The 16,063-nt window shown below is 68.9% G+C and carries 14 protein-coding genes and 3 tRNA genes; 3 read left to right on the top strand and 14 right to left on the bottom strand.

The genetic code is table 11. The features are described from left to right. Positions 1-67: 67 nt before the first annotated feature. From ACO0LU_RS16215 to ACO0LU_RS16185, 7 genes are all read right to left on the bottom strand, one after another. A complete protein-coding gene (locus ACO0LU_RS16215; RefSeq protein ID WP_424792392.1) occupies positions 68-856 on the bottom strand; it encodes a sigma factor in 789 nt (262 codons plus the stop codon). A 17-nt stretch (positions 857-873) separates the two neighbouring features. Further along, positions 874-2,061, bottom strand: a complete 1,188-nt coding sequence (locus ACO0LU_RS16210; protein ID WP_424792391.1) for a helix-turn-helix domain-containing protein — start codon at positions 2,059-2,061, stop codon at positions 874-876. An 8-nt stretch (positions 2,062-2,069) separates the two neighbouring features. Further along, positions 2,070-2,819 (bottom strand): DUF2637 domain-containing protein, encoded by a 750-nt coding sequence (locus ACO0LU_RS16205; RefSeq protein ID WP_424792390.1) that lies wholly within the window; start codon positions 2,817-2,819, stop codon positions 2,070-2,072. Continuing rightward, complete coding sequence (locus tag ACO0LU_RS16200; protein WP_424792389.1) at positions 2,819-3,190, bottom strand: hypothetical protein; 372 nt, start codon at positions 3,188-3,190, stop codon at positions 2,819-2,821. Before ACO0LU_RS16200 ends, ACO0LU_RS16205 begins: the two co-directional genes overlap by 1 nt. Positions 3,191-3,267: 77 nt before the next feature. Next, positions 3,268-3,462, bottom strand: coding sequence for a helix-turn-helix domain-containing protein (locus ACO0LU_RS16195; RefSeq protein WP_424792418.1), 195 nt, complete (start codon positions 3,460-3,462; stop codon positions 3,268-3,270). 466 nt (positions 3,463-3,928) lie between these two features. Then, positions 3,929-4,001: transfer RNA gene (locus tag ACO0LU_RS16190), tRNA-Arg, on the bottom strand. A 184-nt stretch (positions 4,002-4,185) separates the two neighbouring features. Further along, positions 4,186-5,157 carry a bile acid:sodium symporter family protein gene (locus ACO0LU_RS16185; RefSeq protein ID WP_424792388.1) on the bottom strand — a complete coding sequence of 324 codons (972 nt, stop codon included), beginning with the start codon at positions 5,155-5,157 and terminating at the stop codon, positions 4,186-4,188. A gap of 209 nt (positions 5,158-5,366) precedes the next feature. On the opposite strand from ACO0LU_RS16185, the gene ACO0LU_RS16180 reads away from it, so the two are divergent. Next, positions 5,367-6,680 (top strand): MFS transporter, encoded by a 1,314-nt coding sequence (locus ACO0LU_RS16180; RefSeq protein ID WP_424792387.1) that lies wholly within the window; start codon positions 5,367-5,369, stop codon positions 6,678-6,680. On the opposite strand, the gene ACO0LU_RS16175 is transcribed toward ACO0LU_RS16180, so the two are convergent. From ACO0LU_RS16175 to ACO0LU_RS16165, 3 genes are all read right to left on the bottom strand, one after another. Further along, positions 6,659-7,123, bottom strand: a complete 465-nt coding sequence (locus ACO0LU_RS16175) for an NUDIX domain-containing protein (protein ID WP_424792386.1) — start codon at positions 7,121-7,123, stop codon at positions 6,659-6,661. The genes ACO0LU_RS16180 and ACO0LU_RS16175 overlap by 22 nt on opposite strands. A gap of 51 nt (positions 7,124-7,174) precedes the next feature. Next, positions 7,175-7,263: transfer RNA gene (locus ACO0LU_RS16170), tRNA-Ser, on the bottom strand. Positions 7,264-7,358: 95 nt separating this feature from the next. Beyond that, a complete protein-coding gene (locus ACO0LU_RS16165) occupies positions 7,359-8,336 on the bottom strand; it encodes an NAD(P)H-quinone oxidoreductase (RefSeq protein ID WP_424792385.1) in 978 nt (325 codons plus the stop codon). A gap of 88 nt (positions 8,337-8,424) precedes the next feature. Between ACO0LU_RS16165 and ACO0LU_RS16160 the strand changes: the two genes are divergently transcribed. Then, positions 8,425-8,509 (top strand) — tRNA-Ser (locus ACO0LU_RS16160). 78 nt (positions 8,510-8,587) lie between these two features. Continuing rightward, positions 8,588-9,079 carry a universal stress protein gene (locus ACO0LU_RS16155; RefSeq protein WP_424792384.1) on the top strand — a complete coding sequence of 164 codons (492 nt, stop codon included), beginning with the start codon at positions 8,588-8,590 and terminating at the stop codon, positions 9,077-9,079. A 120-nt stretch (positions 9,080-9,199) separates the two neighbouring features. Here ACO0LU_RS16155 and ACO0LU_RS16150 read toward each other — a convergent pair whose 3' ends face one another. From ACO0LU_RS16150 to ACO0LU_RS16135, 4 genes are all read right to left on the bottom strand, one after another. After that, positions 9,200-12,697: a glycoside hydrolase family 3 N-terminal domain-containing protein gene (locus ACO0LU_RS16150; RefSeq protein WP_424792383.1), complete on the bottom strand. Its 3,498-nt coding sequence runs from the start codon at positions 12,695-12,697 to the stop codon at positions 9,200-9,202. A gap of 219 nt (positions 12,698-12,916) precedes the next feature. After that, complete coding sequence (locus ACO0LU_RS16145) at positions 12,917-14,083, bottom strand: GNAT family N-acetyltransferase (protein ID WP_424792381.1); 1,167 nt, start codon at positions 14,081-14,083, stop codon at positions 12,917-12,919. A 23-nt stretch (positions 14,084-14,106) separates the two neighbouring features. Next, complete coding sequence (locus tag ACO0LU_RS16140) at positions 14,107-15,330, bottom strand: AGE family epimerase/isomerase (protein ID WP_424792380.1); 1,224 nt, start codon at positions 15,328-15,330, stop codon at positions 14,107-14,109. Positions 15,331-15,408: 78 nt separating this feature from the next. After that, positions 15,409-15,975 carry a DinB family protein gene (locus ACO0LU_RS16135; protein ID WP_424792379.1) on the bottom strand — a complete coding sequence of 189 codons (567 nt, stop codon included), beginning with the start codon at positions 15,973-15,975 and terminating at the stop codon, positions 15,409-15,411. Between the last annotated feature and the right edge of the window lie 88 nt (positions 15,976-16,063).

Genomic DNA, 16,063 nt, shown 5'->3' with positions numbered 1-16,063 from the left:
ATCGCCTCACCCCTTTCACCCCTGGTTGGGCGAGGTAGGACGCCGATGACATGCACTCCGAAGCCTGCTATCGCAAGGCGGCGACCTCTTCGGCCACCGCCAGCGCCCGGCGCGCCAGGGCTCGCCGGTTGCGCACTGTCCCCGGACTCAGGCCCAGCCCGGCCGCTGTCGCCTCGGCGCTCTGGGGCAACCATCCGATGATCTCGCGCAACCCCCCGGCCGGTGGGACGCACAACACCGGGTCTGCGTGCAGCCCATCATCGAATCGCAGTTGTGCAGCCAGCCCCGTCAGGGCCAGGGCCTGCACCCGGCCCCTGGCCGCTCGCAACGTGCGCACCGGCATCTGCAGCGCCGCAGCCGCCCGCACCTGATCACCATCGTGGCGAGCCAGGGCCACGATGACCCGCCACTCGATATGACTGGCGGCATCGGCCACAACCTGCAACCACGGGCCGGGACCCTCACCAGCCAGCAGCACCTCCAGCGGGTCGCTCACCGTGGTGCGATCTGCACCCACATCCACCCCGAGCACTCGCCCGTCACGGTCCTGGCTGACGCATCCGGTGCCATCGACCGGATACGAACTCAGCAGCCCCCGTTCCTGGGCTCGGCGGCTAGCCAGGCCTGCTCTGTGCCAGGTCGTCACCTTGGCCGCGATGCCAAACACGAACGCCCCCGGCGCACCCAAATCAGGGTCATACCGGTGCGCTGAACGCCACACCTGCACCCGAATCGCCTGCAAGGCCTCATCGACCTCACCCGGATCGAGCACCCGTCGGCGCACATACCCAGCCAGGTGATCAACCTCGGCCAGCAGCACCTGCGCAGCCGGGTTGGTGGCTTGCAGCATCGTCATCGTTGCCTCCTTGCGCCTCACGCAACCTGGCCCGGCCGGCGGGCGCTGGTGTGATCGGGTTGGTGCGGGTCCTCCAGGTGCTTACAATCCGGGCACTGATGCACACCGGTACGCGGCTCCCACCAGAGCCACTCATGCCCACACCTCGGGCACACCATCGCCACCCGTTTGCGCACCACCATCGACCCGCCCCCTGGTATCGGCTCCTGGTCACCGCTGCCGCCGCTGTCGCGGGCTACGGCTCGTGCTCCAAGGACCGCATCACCGGCTGGTTCGGGCGGCCAACGCCAGGGTTCGCGGATGATCGCAGCGGCCACGTAGGCCGTGCGGTTCCCGATCCGGTGGCCCATCCTGGCCCCGAGCACCTCATCCTTCGCCGCCCCAAGATCGACCCGGGCCGGTTCAATCCCGGCGGCCCGAAGCCGCGCCTCCAGCCCACCGGCCACAAGCTCACCGGCCCCTGACTGACCACCGGGGGAGCCTGGCCCACTGGCGGCCGAGTTGGGCGAACTGCGCAGCGCTGAGGCCGGCCGGTGGTCAACCTCTGACGGTGAAGACGGATCGTCCTCGGTCCTCGTCGGCAAACTTTCGCCGGCGCCCTGGGGTGAGGCTAGTACGGAGGAGGAGGATTCTTGTTCTTCTGGTTCTTGTTCATATATTCCCTCCGCACCGGTGCGGCCCCCGTGTGGCGCAGGGTTGCGGCCCCGGGGCCGCACTGGTGCGGCCCCCCTTGCCGCAGGACCACCAGACGCCCCTGGCGACCGGTGCTCACCAGCATCAGGACCGGCTCCATCCGGCGTCTCCTGCCCGGTTGCAGAGGTCTGCGACGGCTCCTGTCCTGGTGCCGCTGCGGGCCGTTCGTCAGTGGCCGAAGCATTCGCACTACCGGGGTCGAACAAGTCCGGGCGCGAGACAGCCAGGTTCAAGATCCGGTAAACGTTGGCCACCTGCCGGCCACCGTCGAAGGCGTGCTCGATCGCGACCGCCTGATAGGCCACCAGTTCCTTCAGCCCCCGGTCCACGGTGTCGGTCGAGCGGCCCATGTGCTTGGCGATCGTCTCCCGGGAAGGAAACGCCTGCCGGTCCCCAGCGCTGGAGTACCCCCACAGTATCGTGTACAACTTCACCGCGTTCGGGCTGATCAACGGGTCGAACGCCAACACCAACGGGATCTGCGCAAAGCGCCCGTAGTCGTTGGTGATCACCGCCCCGCTCATCGCACACCCACGTCCTGACTGTGGTGCTGGCCGTTGAACAGATGCCCGTGCTCCTCGCGTAGCCGATCCAGACGCCGCCGTCCGGTGCGCTCGGAGACGCCCTCGATTTCGGCAATCACCGCCCCGGTGATCTGACCACCCTCGGCGCTGATGGCCTCCAACCGCTTCACCAGGCTCAGCCCGTTGGCCACGCCATTGCCCGCCTCGGCCCGCCCTCGGCGGGCCCCCAACTCATCGCCGTTGGCTGTCGCCGCGTCCGGCCGGTGCTCTGACCGTTCGGCGGTTGGTTTGGGCGGTTCGCGCCTGCGCGGTGCAGGTCGAGACCGGCGCCCTTCGATAAGGACCACCAGCAGGTGCGAGGCAATCAGAAGCGCGATCGCCGGCACCGCCGAGACCAGCGAGGCCGCCCACAACGGCAGCGCCAGTTCCGGGGCATTGACCGCATGCACCGCGTTACCCGCCACCGACACGACTGCGAACAACACCAACGCCGACCACGGGTACCACGTCACCGTCCGGCCCCGGCGCTTCAACCCGAACGCGCTCAGCGTGGCTACCACGATGAACCCGTCCACGATCAGCGGCCACAACCACGCCAGGTTCGGATCAATACCCGCGTGGATTGCTAGGTCGGTCAGTGCGTTGAACGACAACGTGAACCCAGCCAACGCCAGGAAGACCACGCCGCCGGCAAGGATGTAAGCCAGGACCCTGTTGCCGGGCTTCACCGCCAACGGGTCACTCATCAGGCTCCACCGCCGATAACCCGTACCGCCCGCTGGAAGACGGCCAGATTCCGAGGATCGATCCCACACAACAGATCGCCCAGGGCCACCCCAGTGGGAACATCCGCCAACTCCAGGACTAACAGACCCGCCCGGGTCTCGCCACCAGACAATGCCGACTCGAGCAGCGTGTGATGGCCGCCAGCGGTATCCAGCCAGGGACCATGTTGACTATCGCGGACAAGGACCGGCCACAACGCCGCCTTCACCGTCGAGCCGAGCAACATCTCCACTCCTGCCATCAACGGCAACGACCCATACGCCCAGCGGCGAAGCGCGTCATCCCGTGCACTGGCACTCGACAAAGAGGTCGAGGGCTCTAGATCGTCCATCGTTCTGCCCCTTCCGGACGACTCGGCGTCCCTGCCGACTCAGGTGCCATCACGGCCTGCACGAGATCAGTCATCGCTCAGACCCCTCCCCCGATGGAATGGGTGAACGCAGCACCGAAGAGTTCTGATGGATGCACTTGGAGCACCCCTGCGACGCCTTCCAACTCGTGCAGCGAAAACGACACCCGACCGCACAAGCGACGGCTGAGGGCCGCCTGAGACAACGGCAGTGCCTTGGCCAGCGCGGTCTGCGACATCCTGCGCCGCGCCATCTCCGCCCTGATCTCACCAGTCAGCCGCTCATCGAGTGTTCTAGCCTGCATAAGGCTAAGTCTTAGCGCATATCTAGCTGATAGGCAACACCTTCTAGCCGTTTAGAGGCTAACACGTGCGAGTTTGGGTCTGGCCAGGACTCCACCAGTCATCTAGAGTTGAGGTATGAGCACAGTCGTTGACCTTCCCGATCACAACTCACCCCGGGCGCGAGTGGCCGCTGAAGTGCGCGCAGAGTTGGCCCGCGTGCGAATCAGCGGGAACAAACTCGCGCAGCTGGCGGGCCAATCCCAGCGGTACTGGTCCCGACGGCTCACCGGTCAAGTGGCGATGGACATCGATGACCTGGGCACGCTGTCTGAACTCCTCGGGGTGCCGATGTCGCAGTTCGTAGCGACAGCCGACACGCAAAACCCCCGCCAGGGTGGACCTGACGGGGGCTCTGGACCGCTGTCTCACACGAAGCGCGCCCGGAGGGACTCGAACCCCCAACCTTCTGATCCGTAGTCAGATGCTCTATCCATTAAGCTACGGGCGCTGGTTGGCGTACCGACGCACCACAATACCGGCAAGCCGCGGCCGGGGGAAATCCAGTCTGCGGTGAGGTTGCCCACCCCCGAGTGCCTCCCATGCGCCGACCCGGGCCGAACCCGCCCCTACTGCGAAGTTCGGCATCGCCGTCGTCAACCCGCCGGCTACGTCGTCGACGGCCCGCTCCGACCTCAGGAGGCGTCGTCGTCGGCGCGCCGCGCCAGTTGACGGGCCAGCACCGCCCCGAGGATCAACTGGAGTTGGTGGTACATGATCAGCGGCACCACGAGCGTGGCCAGGGTGGCCGCCGGGAATAGCACCGCACCCATCGGCAACCCGGTCGCGAGCGACTTCTGCGCACCGCCCAGCAGGAACACGATGCGTTCGGGTAGCGCCAGGCCCAGTCGCGGACCCGCGAACCACAACAGCCCCGAGACCCCGGCCAGTAGCGCCAGGCTGAACGCACCAAGGGTGATCAGCATCGACCAGTGCACCTGGCTCCACACGCCCTGGGCGGTGGCGGCCGAAACCGCGTTGAACAACATCACGGTGATCGCGATCCGGTCCACCAACAAGGTCAGCAGTCTGCGCCCACGGATCCAGGGCCCCACCCAGCGCGAGAGCACCTGACCCACAACGAACGGCAACAGCAGTTGCAGCAGCACCGAGCGCATCCCGCTCATCCCCGTGGTGGCCACCGACCCCATCAGGGCTAAGACCAACAGGGGCGTGGCCACCATGCCCACCACGTTGGAGATCGTGGCCGCACAGATCGCCGCCGGGATGTTGCCGCGGGCGATCGAAGTCAGCGCCACCGACCCCTGCACGGTGGAGGGCAGCACGGACAGGAACAGCACACCGGTGGCCAGCGCCGGACCGATCAGGGGGGCCAGCGCCCACGACAGGGCGATTCCGAGCAGTGGCCACAGCACGAACGTGACGCCTAGGATCGACCCCTGCAGCCTGATGTTGCGCAAGCCCGCCAGCACCTCCCTGGTGGGCAGGCGCAGACCGTAGGTGAAGAACAACACCGTGATGCCGGCGCGTGCGATCGTGTTCACCGGGGCGCGGGCGGCCTCAGGTACGGGAATGAGCAGGCCCGCCAGCAACGCGGCCAGCAGCAGCAGCACGAACGGGTCGATCCAGCGACGCAGCGCTTTCACGCGGCCGCCCCAGCGAATGGGCCCGCACGAGCGGTGGAGACAAAGCGGATGGCGGGCACCGGACCAACCTACTATCGGTGCCGCGGGCCGTGCCCGCACGGTCTATGGTGGTGCTGCTCGGGCACATGACCGCCCGCGCCCCCGCGAGCAGACGCCGGTGCCGATCGAGGCAGGCTTCCGCGCGGGACTTTCGAGCCGGAACCCACCTCGTGCACTCCTCCCCCTTCGGCGCCCTGGCCCACTTCAAGATCCTGCCCGCCATCTCCTCCGGACCCGCGATGGCTCTGGCGGTAGCGGCCCGCGCCCCCTACGCGATGGTCCCGCTGGGCACCATGACCGCGATCACCGCCTCGACCGGTTCGGTGGCTGCGGGCGGGTTGGCCACCGGCCTGGTTGCGATCGCCACCGCGGTAGCCGCCCCCCTGATCGGGCGGTGGGCCGACCGTGCCGGGCAGCGGTTCGTGCTCACCCTGCTCACCCCGATCAACGCGCTGGCACTGGGTGCTCTGCTGCTGGCGGCGCTGTGGGGCTGGGACGGGCCGGCACTGTGGGCGGCGTGCGTGGGGGTGGGCGCCACCGCCATCCCGGTCGGCGCCTTCGCACGGGCGCGCTGGGTGCAATTGACCACCCGGCCACGGGATCTGGCCGCAGCGTTCTCCTATGAGTCCACCGTGGACGAGTTGACGTTCGTGCTCGGCCCGGCGCTGGTGGGGATCGCGGCCTCGACGGCCACCCCGGCCGCACCGATCGCCCTGGCGGCGGTGCTGGTGGCCCTGGCCGGGATCCCGTTCGCGCTCACCGCGCCGCGCAGAGGCGGCACGAGCGCCGCATCGCGCGGGCCCGACGACGGCGGTGCGGCAGGTGCGAACGAGAGTGCGGCCGGTCCCGGTGCGAGAGCGCCGCGCACCCCGGCTCAGCCGGTGGCCTCGATCCCGGCGATCATGTGGGCGGTGGCGCCGGCGGTGCTGGTGATGCTATGCATCGGGGTGTTCTTCGGTGCGGTACAGGCCGGGACCACCGAGCGGGCCGCGCTCTCCGGGGTGCCCGGGCAGGCCGGGCTGGTCTACGCGCTGATGGGGCTGACCTCAGCGGCCACCGCACTCCTGGTGGTGATGGTGCCGGAGTCGGTCCGCCTGCCCACCCGGGTGTTGCTCGGCGGCGCGGGGATGGCGGTCTTCATCACCGTCGCAGCCTTCGCGGGTTCGATGGGTGCAACCGCCGGCGCGCTGCTGGCCACTGGCGCCTTCCTCGGCCCCGCCCTGGTAACCGCGTTCTCGGTCGCCGAGCGGCGAAGCCCCGCCGGGGGGATCGCCGTATCGATGACCTCGATGCAGTCCGGGGTCACGATCGGGGTGGCGATCGGGTCCGCCGCCGGCGGCGCACTGGCGGCCTCGGTAGGCCCGGAGGGCGGTTTCGGCCTCGGGGCGCTGGCCTCCGTCGTCATCGGCCTCACCGGTCTCGCCCTGCTCGCGGCCGGGCGGCGGCGGCGCGGGTCCGCCCTTCAGGACTCCGGAAAGCCGTAACTGACAGCACTCGGCAGCGGCCGACCACTGAGGCTGGCCACCACCATCCGCTCGTACCCGGGAATCGGCTCGGGCAGGTCCGTCAGTGGGAACCAGGCAAGATCGGCGCACTTGGCCGGCTCCCGGATGACGGGCACACCGTCCCACGACTCGGCCGTCCAGAACCATTCGATGCGCTGCTCGATCGGGAGGTCGGTCCCGTCGGTGCGGTGCATCACGGTGATCAGCCGCAGTTCCTCGGGACGGATCCGGACGCCGATCTCCTCCTCGGCCTCACGCACCGCTGCGGCCATCGCGGTCTCACCGGGTTCGAGGTGCCCGGCCGCCCCGGCCACCCAGTGCCCGTCCATGTATCCGGTGTTGGCACGTCGCTGCAGCAGGACCTCCTCACCGCGGCGCAGGTAGAGGTAGGAGGCCGGGATCAGCGCGAGGGAAGCAGGCATCGCTCGCCACCGTAGCGGCAGAGCGGCGGATACGCCGAGATTCCCGATGGGCGGAGACGGTGGGATTTGAACCCACGGAAGGATTGCTCCTTCACGGCCTTAGCAGGGCCGCGCACTAGGCCAGACTATGCGACGTCTCCAGATCAACGGCAAGCGTACCTGCCCTGCGCCACAGGCGCCAAAACCTGTGCCTCAGGGCACGCCGTCCACCCACTCCGCATCGGAAGGAACCGGGTCAGGGCACCAGCAGGATCTTGCCGAACACCCCACCGGCTGCCAAGGCCTCCTGCGCCCGGACCGCCTCATCAAGGGGGTACTCGGCATGCACCACGGGACGGATCCGGCCCTGCTCCACCAGGGGCCACACCTCGCGGCGCACCTGCGTCACGATCGCTCCCTTCTCCTGCGGTGGCCGGGCCCGCAACAGCGTTCCGTGCAGGCCCTTCCACCGCATGAGTGCCGCCAGGTCGATCTGCGCGGTGCCGCCACCGGCCATCAACCCGATGATCACCAGCTGACCGTGCCTGGCCAGTACCTGCACGTTGCGCTCGAGGTACTCAGCCCCGACGACGTCGAGGATCAACGGCACCCCGCGACCATCGGTGTGCTCGCGCACCACGTCGGCGAAGTCCTGTGCGTGGTGGTCCACCACCACCTCCGCACCGAGTTCCCCGCACCGGGCCGCCCGCTGCGGGCCGCCGGCGGTGGTGATCACCCGGGCTCCGAACCCGGCCAGGATCTGGATCGCCAGGGAACCGATACCTCCTGATCCCCCGTGCACCAGCGCCCATTGACCCTGCAGATCCGCTGCGCTCATCCCGCCCGGACCGGTCACGTTGGACCACACGGTGCACAGACCCTCCGGCAGCGCGGCCGCCTGCACCAGGTCCACCTCGTCCGGTACCGGGAGCAGGCCGCGCACGGGAACCACGACCTGCTCGGCGTATCCCCCGCCGTCGAGCAGGGCACAGACCCGCTGACCGACGTGCCAGTCGGAGACCCCCTCGCCCACGGCGGTGATGATGCCGGCGGCTTCCAGGCCGGGCCACGGCGGCGCCCCGGATGGTGGGGGGTGCATGCCCCGGGTCTGCAGCAAGTCGGCCCGGTTCAGTGCTGCGGCGGCGATGTCGATGACGACGGTGCCCGGGTCCGGCTGCGGGTCGGCCACCTCCTGCACGCGCAGTACCTCCGGTCCGCCGCGCTCGGTGATCACCACTGCTCACATAACCTCCACACTAGGGCGGCCCGGGCCCGGTTTCGACCTGGCGGGCCCCGATGGGCCACAATGGTGGGCGCACGTTGGAGGGTTGACAGAGCGGCCGAATGTGACGGTCTTGAAAACCGTTGTGGGGAGACTCACCGTGGGTTCGAATCCCACACCCTCCGCCGAAGCGGCAGCGCTCCTGCGAGAACGACCGAGGCCCGGCCGGAGCCGGGTGAGCGCCGGCGCCGTAGGATCGGACCATGACGGACTCAACCGCACCGGGCACGAACTGGACGATGAGGGGGATCCATACCTCGGCCGAGATCAACGGCGGCGTGCTCGTCGGTGATGATGGCTCGGACGCAGCAGTGCGCGCGGTCGAATACGCCGTCGAGGAGGCGGTGCGCCGAGGCACGGACCTCCACGTGCTGCGGGCGTGGACCATCCCCACGGCGGTGCGCCCACCCGACCTCCCGTTCGGCGTGACTCCCTCGATCCTGGAGTTCCAGGAGGCCACGAAGGCGCAGACCCTCGCGCGCGCCACGGACGCCGGTGCCGATCACCCCGACCTGCAGATCCACGCCCGCACCGTCTACGGGCGCGGTGACCAGGCACTGATCGGCGCGTCCGCCGGCGCGGACGTCCTCGTGGTCGGCTCCCGAGGGCTCTCCAGGATCGGCAACTTCCTCATCGGTTCGACCGCGGCGGCTTGCATCCGCCAGGCGCCGGTGCCCGTCGTCGTCGTCCGCTGAGGCCACTCGCACGTCCCGGCCGAGCGGCCCCGCCACCGGATCGCCACCCCATCGGGGTCACGCCGCCCGCTCCTGGCGGGCGCCGGCGAATCCGGCGGCAGGACCGACTCGCCTGCCCGGCTACTCCAGCAACTCCAGGATCGTCCCGGCTTGGCCGACCAGGTCCGCCCGGGCCGAGTCGGAGACGGTGTCCGGCTGGTTCGGGTTCTCCAGGTGGTGCACGAACCGGTTGAGCGCGGCCACCGCCGGTGCGGTGCGGCCGGAATCCAGGTGCCGCTGCGCCTGTTCCACCGCGTTGGTGAGGCGATTGACGACCGGACCGGCCACGTCCCCGGCGTTCACGTACCCGGCCAGTGCAGCCTCCATCGCCGCTGCAGCCTCCTTCGCGTCACCATCGCCCGGGTCCTCGCCGCCCCCGTCCTGGGCGTAGAGGCGGTAGTCGTCGGCCAGCGCGTCGAAGGCCGCGATCTCACCGGACCAACCGGCGATGATCTCATCGGGGTCGACGCCGTCCTCCAGTTGCATCCGCACGTCCCGGGTGCCGGTCAGGCGGTCGATCCAGCAGATGTCGCTGGGGGTGCTGCACTGCTGGTCGGGGTAGACGGTGCCCTCGCGCCAGTCGAGGCCGTCGGTGTTGTACAGCGCCTCCAGCACGTGCAACCCGGTGCGCACCGGAACGAAGGTGGAGGGGTCGGTGACGTGGATCTCCACCCCGCCGGAGAGCCGTCCCTGCTCCTTACTGGCGGTCGGGTTGGCGAACATAGGACGGAAGTGCACGCCCGACAACTCCCGGCTGTTCAGGTCCTCGGCCAGGGCGTAGGCGCCGACCTCGTCGATGTCACCGTGGCCGGCCCACAGGAACGGCTTGGTGGTGCCGCGACCCTCGGAGGCGTTCAGCGACTCGATCAGCCCCATTCCGGCGTAGACCCACGCGGTCTCGATGGTGGGGATGTTCGGTGAGGGCAGCACCCAGGGCAGGTTGTACCCATCGACGAAGTCGGCAGGGTCGTAACCCTCCAACTCCACCACGTGCAGGTTCTGCACCGGATCGTCGAGGAACTCCCCGTTGAACAGGCTGGCGAGTTCGCCCACGGTCAGCCCGTGCTGCATCGGGATCTCCCGTAACCCGACGAAGGAGGACAGCGCCGGATCCAGCACCGGGCCATCGATCCGGTCGCCCAGCGGGTTGGGCCGGTCCAGCACGATGAACTCCTTGTCGAACTCCGCAGCGGCGTCCATCGCGTAGTACATCGTCCAGATGTAGGTGTAGAACCGGGCCCCGATGTCCTGGATGTCGAACAGCAGCACGTCGACGTCCTCGAGCATCTCCGCGGTGGGGCGCTGGGTCTGGCCGTACAGCGACCACACCCTCAACCCGGTCCGGGGGTCGACGTAACTCTCCACGTCCGCGCCGGCCGGCGCGCCACCGAGGATGCCGTGTTCGGGGGCGTACAGCGCCGTGAGTTCGTACCCACCGGCCTCCTGCCCGGCGATCAGCAGGTCCATCGAGTGGGTCAGGTCCGAATCCACACCGGTGGGGTTCGTGATCAACCCCACGCGCTTACCCTCCAGCAGCGCGGTCTGCTCGGGTGAGTTCAGCAACCGTTCGATCCCCAGTTCCACGGTGGCTGCGTGCCCGGGAGCCGGCCCGGGCGGGGGGAATACCGGCGCGGCATCGTCGAACGCATGCTGCCAGGAGGACTGCGTGCGGCCCTCGATGAAGTAGCCGTCCGCAGCCTGCGCCACCACGGTCACTGTGCCCGAACCGGCGTGCTCGCCGGGCTCGACCACGTCACCGTTGACCAGGTAGGTGACGCCCTCCACCTCCGGGATCGTCATCGAATCGGCCTCGAAGTCCGGCTCCCGAGGTACCACGGTGGTCCCGTAGTCCAGGCCGTGGCCCAGTGGGTAGACCTCACCGGTGCCGTCGTCCTGCGGCACCACGACGGGCAACTCACCACGGGGGTTGATGTTGCCCGAGACCACGTCGGCGATGGCCTGCAGCGAGACCGGGGCGTATCCGTAGGAGACCATCGCGGCCTCCGTCGGCGCAGTGAACGTGGTGTCATAGGGGTTGCGGACGGCGACCTCGATGACCTCCGTCTCCAGTTCGGACAGGGCCGCGACCAGATCCTGCTGGTTCTGGGGGGTTTCGAACGCGGTGGACTGTGTCAGCACCACGACGGCATCGCGATCGGCGGCGTCGCCGACGATGATGTCGATCACGGCTTGGGTCGGATTGTTCGCGCGCAGCATCCGGACGGTGTGTCCGTCGCGGATCAGTTGATCGGCGATGACGTTCAGCCTTCCGCTGTCCCCCCAGCCGGTGACCAGCACGTTCGACCCATCATCCAGTGGCAGCACTCCGTCGTTGCTCAGCAGGGTGACGGAATCGTCGGCGATGGCCTGGGCGCGCTCACGATGCTCGACGTCGTTCATCACCTCATCCACGGCATCCAGATCGGGCAGTGGGTCAGCCAGGACGCCGCGGCGCTCCTTCTGCTCCAGGATGCGCCGCACCGACTCATCGATGCGCTCCTCGGTGATCTCGCCGTCGGCCACCGCGTCCATGACGCCGTCATAGGCGACTCGCAGATCCGGGGGCATCAGCATCTGATCGGCACCGGCCAGAATGGCCTCCACCGGGACCCGGTCGTCGCCGAACTCCTCCTGCACGCCGTCCATGGCCAGGGAGTCGGTGACGATGACTCCGTCATAGCCCATCTCCTCGCGCAACAGACCGGTCAGGATCGGCTGGGACAGTGTGGCCGGGCGGCCGGAGTCGTCCAGAGCCGGGATCACGATGTGGGCGGTCATCATTGAGTCCACGCCCGCCTCGATCGCCGCCTGGAACGGCGGCAGGTCCTCGGCACGGAAGTCCGCCTCGGACTTCTCGATGATGGGCACCCCGTAGTGGGAGTCCACGTCGGTGTCGCCATGCCCCGGGAAGTGTTTCACCGAGGCCGAGATTCCGCCGTCGTCCTGGAAGCCGTGCACCTGGGCGGTGCTCAGGGCGGAGACCAGTTCGGTGTCGCCTCCGAAGGCGCGCACCCCGATCACCGGGTTCAACGCGTTGGAGTTCACGTCCGCGATCGGTGCGTAGTTCTGGTTGATCCCCAGGGCGCTCAGTTCGGTCGCGGTGATCCCCGCCGCCTCACGGGCGTACTCGGCGCTGCCGGTCGCCCCCAAGGCCATCGAGCCGGGCATCTGGGCCGACGGCTCGGGCAGCCGGACGACGACGCCCTCCTCCTGATCGATGGCCAGGCTCAGTGGGGGCGCGCCGGCATCCAGGGCGGTCTGCTGGATGTCGTGGGAGAGCTGGGCGATCTGCCCGGGCGAGTTGAGGTTGTCCGACCAGCCGAAGTAGATGATGCCGCCGGGGTGGAACTCCTCGATGATCTTCTCGATGGTATCCACACCCTCACCGGCCATACCCTCATTGCCGGAGTGGGCCTGGTCGATCGCCTCGCCGTAGACGAAGGGCACGAACATCTGACCGACCTTCTGCTCCAGGGTCATGCCCTCGATGATCGCGTCGATGTCTGTCTCGTCCTGGTTCGGCTGGGCCATCGCCACCGCCGATCCCAGGACCAACGCGGTAACGGCACCGGCCCCCACCGCAGTCAATCTTCTTCGCTGTCCATGACGCCCTGGCATCGTTGCCCTTCGTTCGGGGAGCGCAGCGGTGCGCTCGCATCGGTCCGTGTGGGCCTCCTACTCTGCCGCCGATTGTCCGGTTGGTCAATGGTTTCCAACTGTGGACCCCGGCTAGGTAAGTGAGTTACCAAGGTGGGAGCACCACGGTTCTCCGGTCAGGATCGGTTCGGTTCGGTTCGGTTACCTGCGTACTTCGTGGGCGAGCAGGTCGTACCGGACGTGGTCCACCACCCGGTCATCACGCAGCCGCACCACGCAGCGGTCCCGGCCCACCTCCTGCATCCCGGCGTTGGTCGCCACCCGGCGTGAGGCGGCATTGGGGTCGGCGGCCAGCAGGCTGAGCCGGTCCAGTCCCCCTCCACCGTCGCGGGTGGGGGTAAAGGCGTGCCGGATCACCAGCCGCAGTGCCGCGGTCATCGCACCTCGCCCCCGCGCCTGCGGGTGCATCCAGTACCCGACCGCGCCGGTGCGGACCGTGTCGGCATGGATCTCCATCCGCACATCCAGTGCTCCGATGCACTCATCGCTATCGGCATCGGCGACGCAGAAGGCCCAGCGAGTGTCCGGTTCGGCTTGCTGGCAGTCGCTGATGTAGGTCTCGGCGTCGACCACCGTGTAGGGGTCGGGCAGCGGGAGCCAGAACTGGGTTTCGGGATCGGTGCACGCCTCCACCACTCGCCCGGCGTCGGCGTGGCGCCAGGGACGCAACCGGATCCCGCTCCCGGCCAGCGTGGGTACGTGCCGGTAGGGCCTGCCCTGTAACGGGACGCCGGCGCCGTCGGCGAGCAACTCGAAGCGGACCATGTCGTACTGCCCGCCACCTGGCTCGTACACCATCGCGCGCCGCTCGGTGCCGCACCATACGTACCCAGCCTTGCGCAGTACCGCCTGGGAGGCGAGGTTGCGATGGTCGGTCATCGCCCACAACCGGTGCAGGCCCAACTCCGCCTCCCCGAAGGCGTAGTCGCGCACCAGGCGCAGCGCCTGGCCGAGTGCGCCCTTGCCGCGCGATTCCGGGAGCACCCAGTAGGCCACCTCGGCCGAGCCGTGTTGGTAGGGCTGGTTGATGCCGAGCAGGCAGATCCAACCGAGCGGGAGGTCGGTCCCTGGCTCGGCGATACACCAGGACAGCGCACGCCGATCCGCCCACTCCTGGTCCTGCAGCGCCAGCCACGCGGCGTATCCGTCCGCATCGGTGCCGGGCAGGCTCGGGCCCACGAAGGCCTTGACCGGCTCATCGAAGGTCAGGTGCTCACGATCCTGTGCCCGCCAGGCACGAAGAACCACGCGGTCCCCGGACAGCACCGGTACGTCGCTGGGTTCGCTGATCGCATCGTTCGGCGACATGACGCCTAGTGAACCAGGTCTGCTCAGCCGTCGAGTAGTCCGGCCGCCAGCGCGGGGGCGAACATCGGGGTCAACGGTAGCCGCGGCATCAAGGTGGCCTGCAGAGCGTGGTAGATGTCGGGCTTTCCGGCCCACACGGTGTCGCTGGGCCGGTTGGCCGAATCGAGTTCGTGCACCCAGGAGCCGCGCTCCTCATCGATCAGGTGGATCGCCGCGTACTCCCACCACATCTGGTACCACCGGGCCAGGTGTGGGTCGGGATCAACCCGGTACAGCGCCGCGGCGGCCGCGAGCCCCTCGGCGAGGACCCAGTGCATCCGCTCGCGCACCAGCGGCCGGCCGTCGAAGGTCACGGTGTAGACGAACCCGTCGGCACCGTCCACGCCCCACCCCTCACGCACGGCGGCGTCGAAGAGTTCCCGGGCGGCTTCCAGCATCCACTCCGGAGCCTCCCGGCCGCGTGCCTGCAGGCCGGCGCGCACCTGCAGCACCAGACGGGACCATTCCAGCCAGTGCCCCACGGTGGCCCCCGCGGGACGGAACTGGTGCGCGGGGGTGTCGGCGTTGTAATCCAGCAGCGGCTGCCACTGGGCCGTGAAGTGCTCGGGGATGCGCCAGGAGTGCTCCCGGGCAACCGTGATGACGCGCTCGCAGATCCTCATCGCACGCGCCAGCCAGACGTCCTCCCCGGTGACGTCCGCGGCGGTGACGTAAGCCTCCACGGTGTGCATGTTGGCGTTGACGCCGCGATAGTCCTCCAACTCGGTGAAGGTGCGGTCCCAGGACTCAGCGACCATGCCTTCATCCTCGCGCCAGAAGCGCTGCTCGGAGACGCCCAGTGCCTCAGCCAGCAGGTCCGGGCCCCCGGGTCGCCCGGCGGCCGTCGCGCTGGCCCCCGCCAGGATCACGAACGCGTGTGCGTAGGCTTCCTTGGCATCGGAGGCGCCGGCCCCGACGGCGGAGAACCAGCCACCGTGCTCGTCGTCGTGGAAGTGCTGCGCCAGGGTGCTGACGCCGTGGTCGACCATAGTCGCCGCACCGGGCCGGCCCAACAGGACCCCGAGGGAGTAGGAGTGCGCCATCCGGCAGGTGATCCACAAGGGCAGGCCCTGCTCCTCGATCACCTGCCCCGCGCGGTCCAGGTACCCGAATCCCTGGGTCACCATCGAACCGGCACCGAAGGCGAGAAGTTCGTCGGACTCACGTTCCAGCCAGCGGGCGTGGGCGGCGCTGTTCAACCAGGTCATGGCCATCACTGTAGGGCCCATGCCCCGGCAGTCCGGCCACCTCCGCACCTGCCGTGCCCGTACCGGCGGGCGCGCGGCTCAGCCCTGACGCAGGTACAAGTCCCGCAGTAGGGCGATCTCGGCCATGTGGTGGATCGCCTCCCGGTGGATGTGCAGCACCAGGGCGATCATCGGCTCCTCGGCGAAGTGGCCCTCCGCCTCGCCCACCGGGCGGGCCAACGCCTCGTCGTCAAGGCCTGCCACCGCCTCGATCCAGTGGGCGTAGACCTGGTCGAGTTGGATCAGCGCATCGGCCGCGGTGCCGGCGTAGTCGAAGTCGAAGTAGTCCATCGGCGGACCGGCGAAGTGGGAGTGGTTGCGCGTGCCGAAGACCCCCACGATCACATGGCCCATCCGCCAGGCGATCGTGGTGACCGGCGCCGGCTCAGGTTCGGGCACCGCGAACTCGATCACCCAGTCGCCGCGGCCGCCCTGGATTGGCGCCTCACTGCTCCCGCGCGGGCGCACGCCCCACATCTGCTCCACCGGCTCCCAGAGGTACTCGGCATCACTGAGCCCGTGCAGGCGGGGCCGGGCTGCCGTCTCCCAGTGGAACCGCAGTTGCTCAGCCAACTGGTGGGCCAGGTCGATCGACCGCTCAGGCATCGAGGTCTCCTCCGACGGCGGGTTCAGTTCCCGGCTCGATCAGCGCTGAGTGAACCCGGGACGCTCACGGGGTGGGGTGTTGGCATGA

Source organism: Pseudactinotalea sp. Z1748, from assembly GCF_049725185.1.
GTDB lineage: Bacteria > Actinomycetota > Actinomycetes > Actinomycetales > Beutenbergiaceae > CALKWS01.
Note: the sequence above shows the minus strand (reverse complement) of the source record. Positions and strands in the feature narration are given on the sequence as shown.

Excerpts from the sequence above, each read along its gene's own strand:
- ACO0LU_RS16175 (WP_424792386.1), bottom strand. The coding sequence starts at position 7,123 with ATGCCTGCTTCCCTCGCGCTGATCCCGGCCTCCTACCTCTACCTGCGC.
- ACO0LU_RS16135 (WP_424792379.1), bottom strand. The coding sequence starts at position 15,975 with ATGCCTGAGCGGTCGATCGACCTGGCCCACCAGTTGGCTGAGCAACTG.
- ACO0LU_RS16200 (WP_424792389.1), bottom strand. The coding sequence starts at position 3,190 with ATGGACGATCTAGAGCCCTCGACCTCTTTGTCGAGTGCCAGTGCACGG.
- ACO0LU_RS16145 (WP_424792381.1), bottom strand. The coding sequence starts at position 14,083 with ATGTCGCCGAACGATGCGATCAGCGAACCCAGCGACGTACCGGTGCTG.
- ACO0LU_RS16215 (WP_424792392.1), bottom strand. The coding sequence starts at position 856 with ATGACGATGCTGCAAGCCACCAACCCGGCTGCGCAGGTGCTGCTGGCC.
- ACO0LU_RS16205 (WP_424792390.1), bottom strand. The coding sequence starts at position 2,819 with ATGAGTGACCCGTTGGCGGTGAAGCCCGGCAACAGGGTCCTGGCTTAC.
- ACO0LU_RS16140 (WP_424792380.1), bottom strand. The coding sequence starts at position 15,330 with ATGACCTGGTTGAACAGCGCCGCCCACGCCCGCTGGCTGGAACGTGAG.
- ACO0LU_RS16155 (WP_424792384.1), top strand. The coding sequence starts at position 8,588 with ATGACGGACTCAACCGCACCGGGCACGAACTGGACGATGAGGGGGATC.
- ACO0LU_RS16195 (WP_424792418.1), bottom strand. The coding sequence starts at position 3,462 with ATGGCGCGGCGCAGGATGTCGCAGACCGCGCTGGCCAAGGCACTGCCG.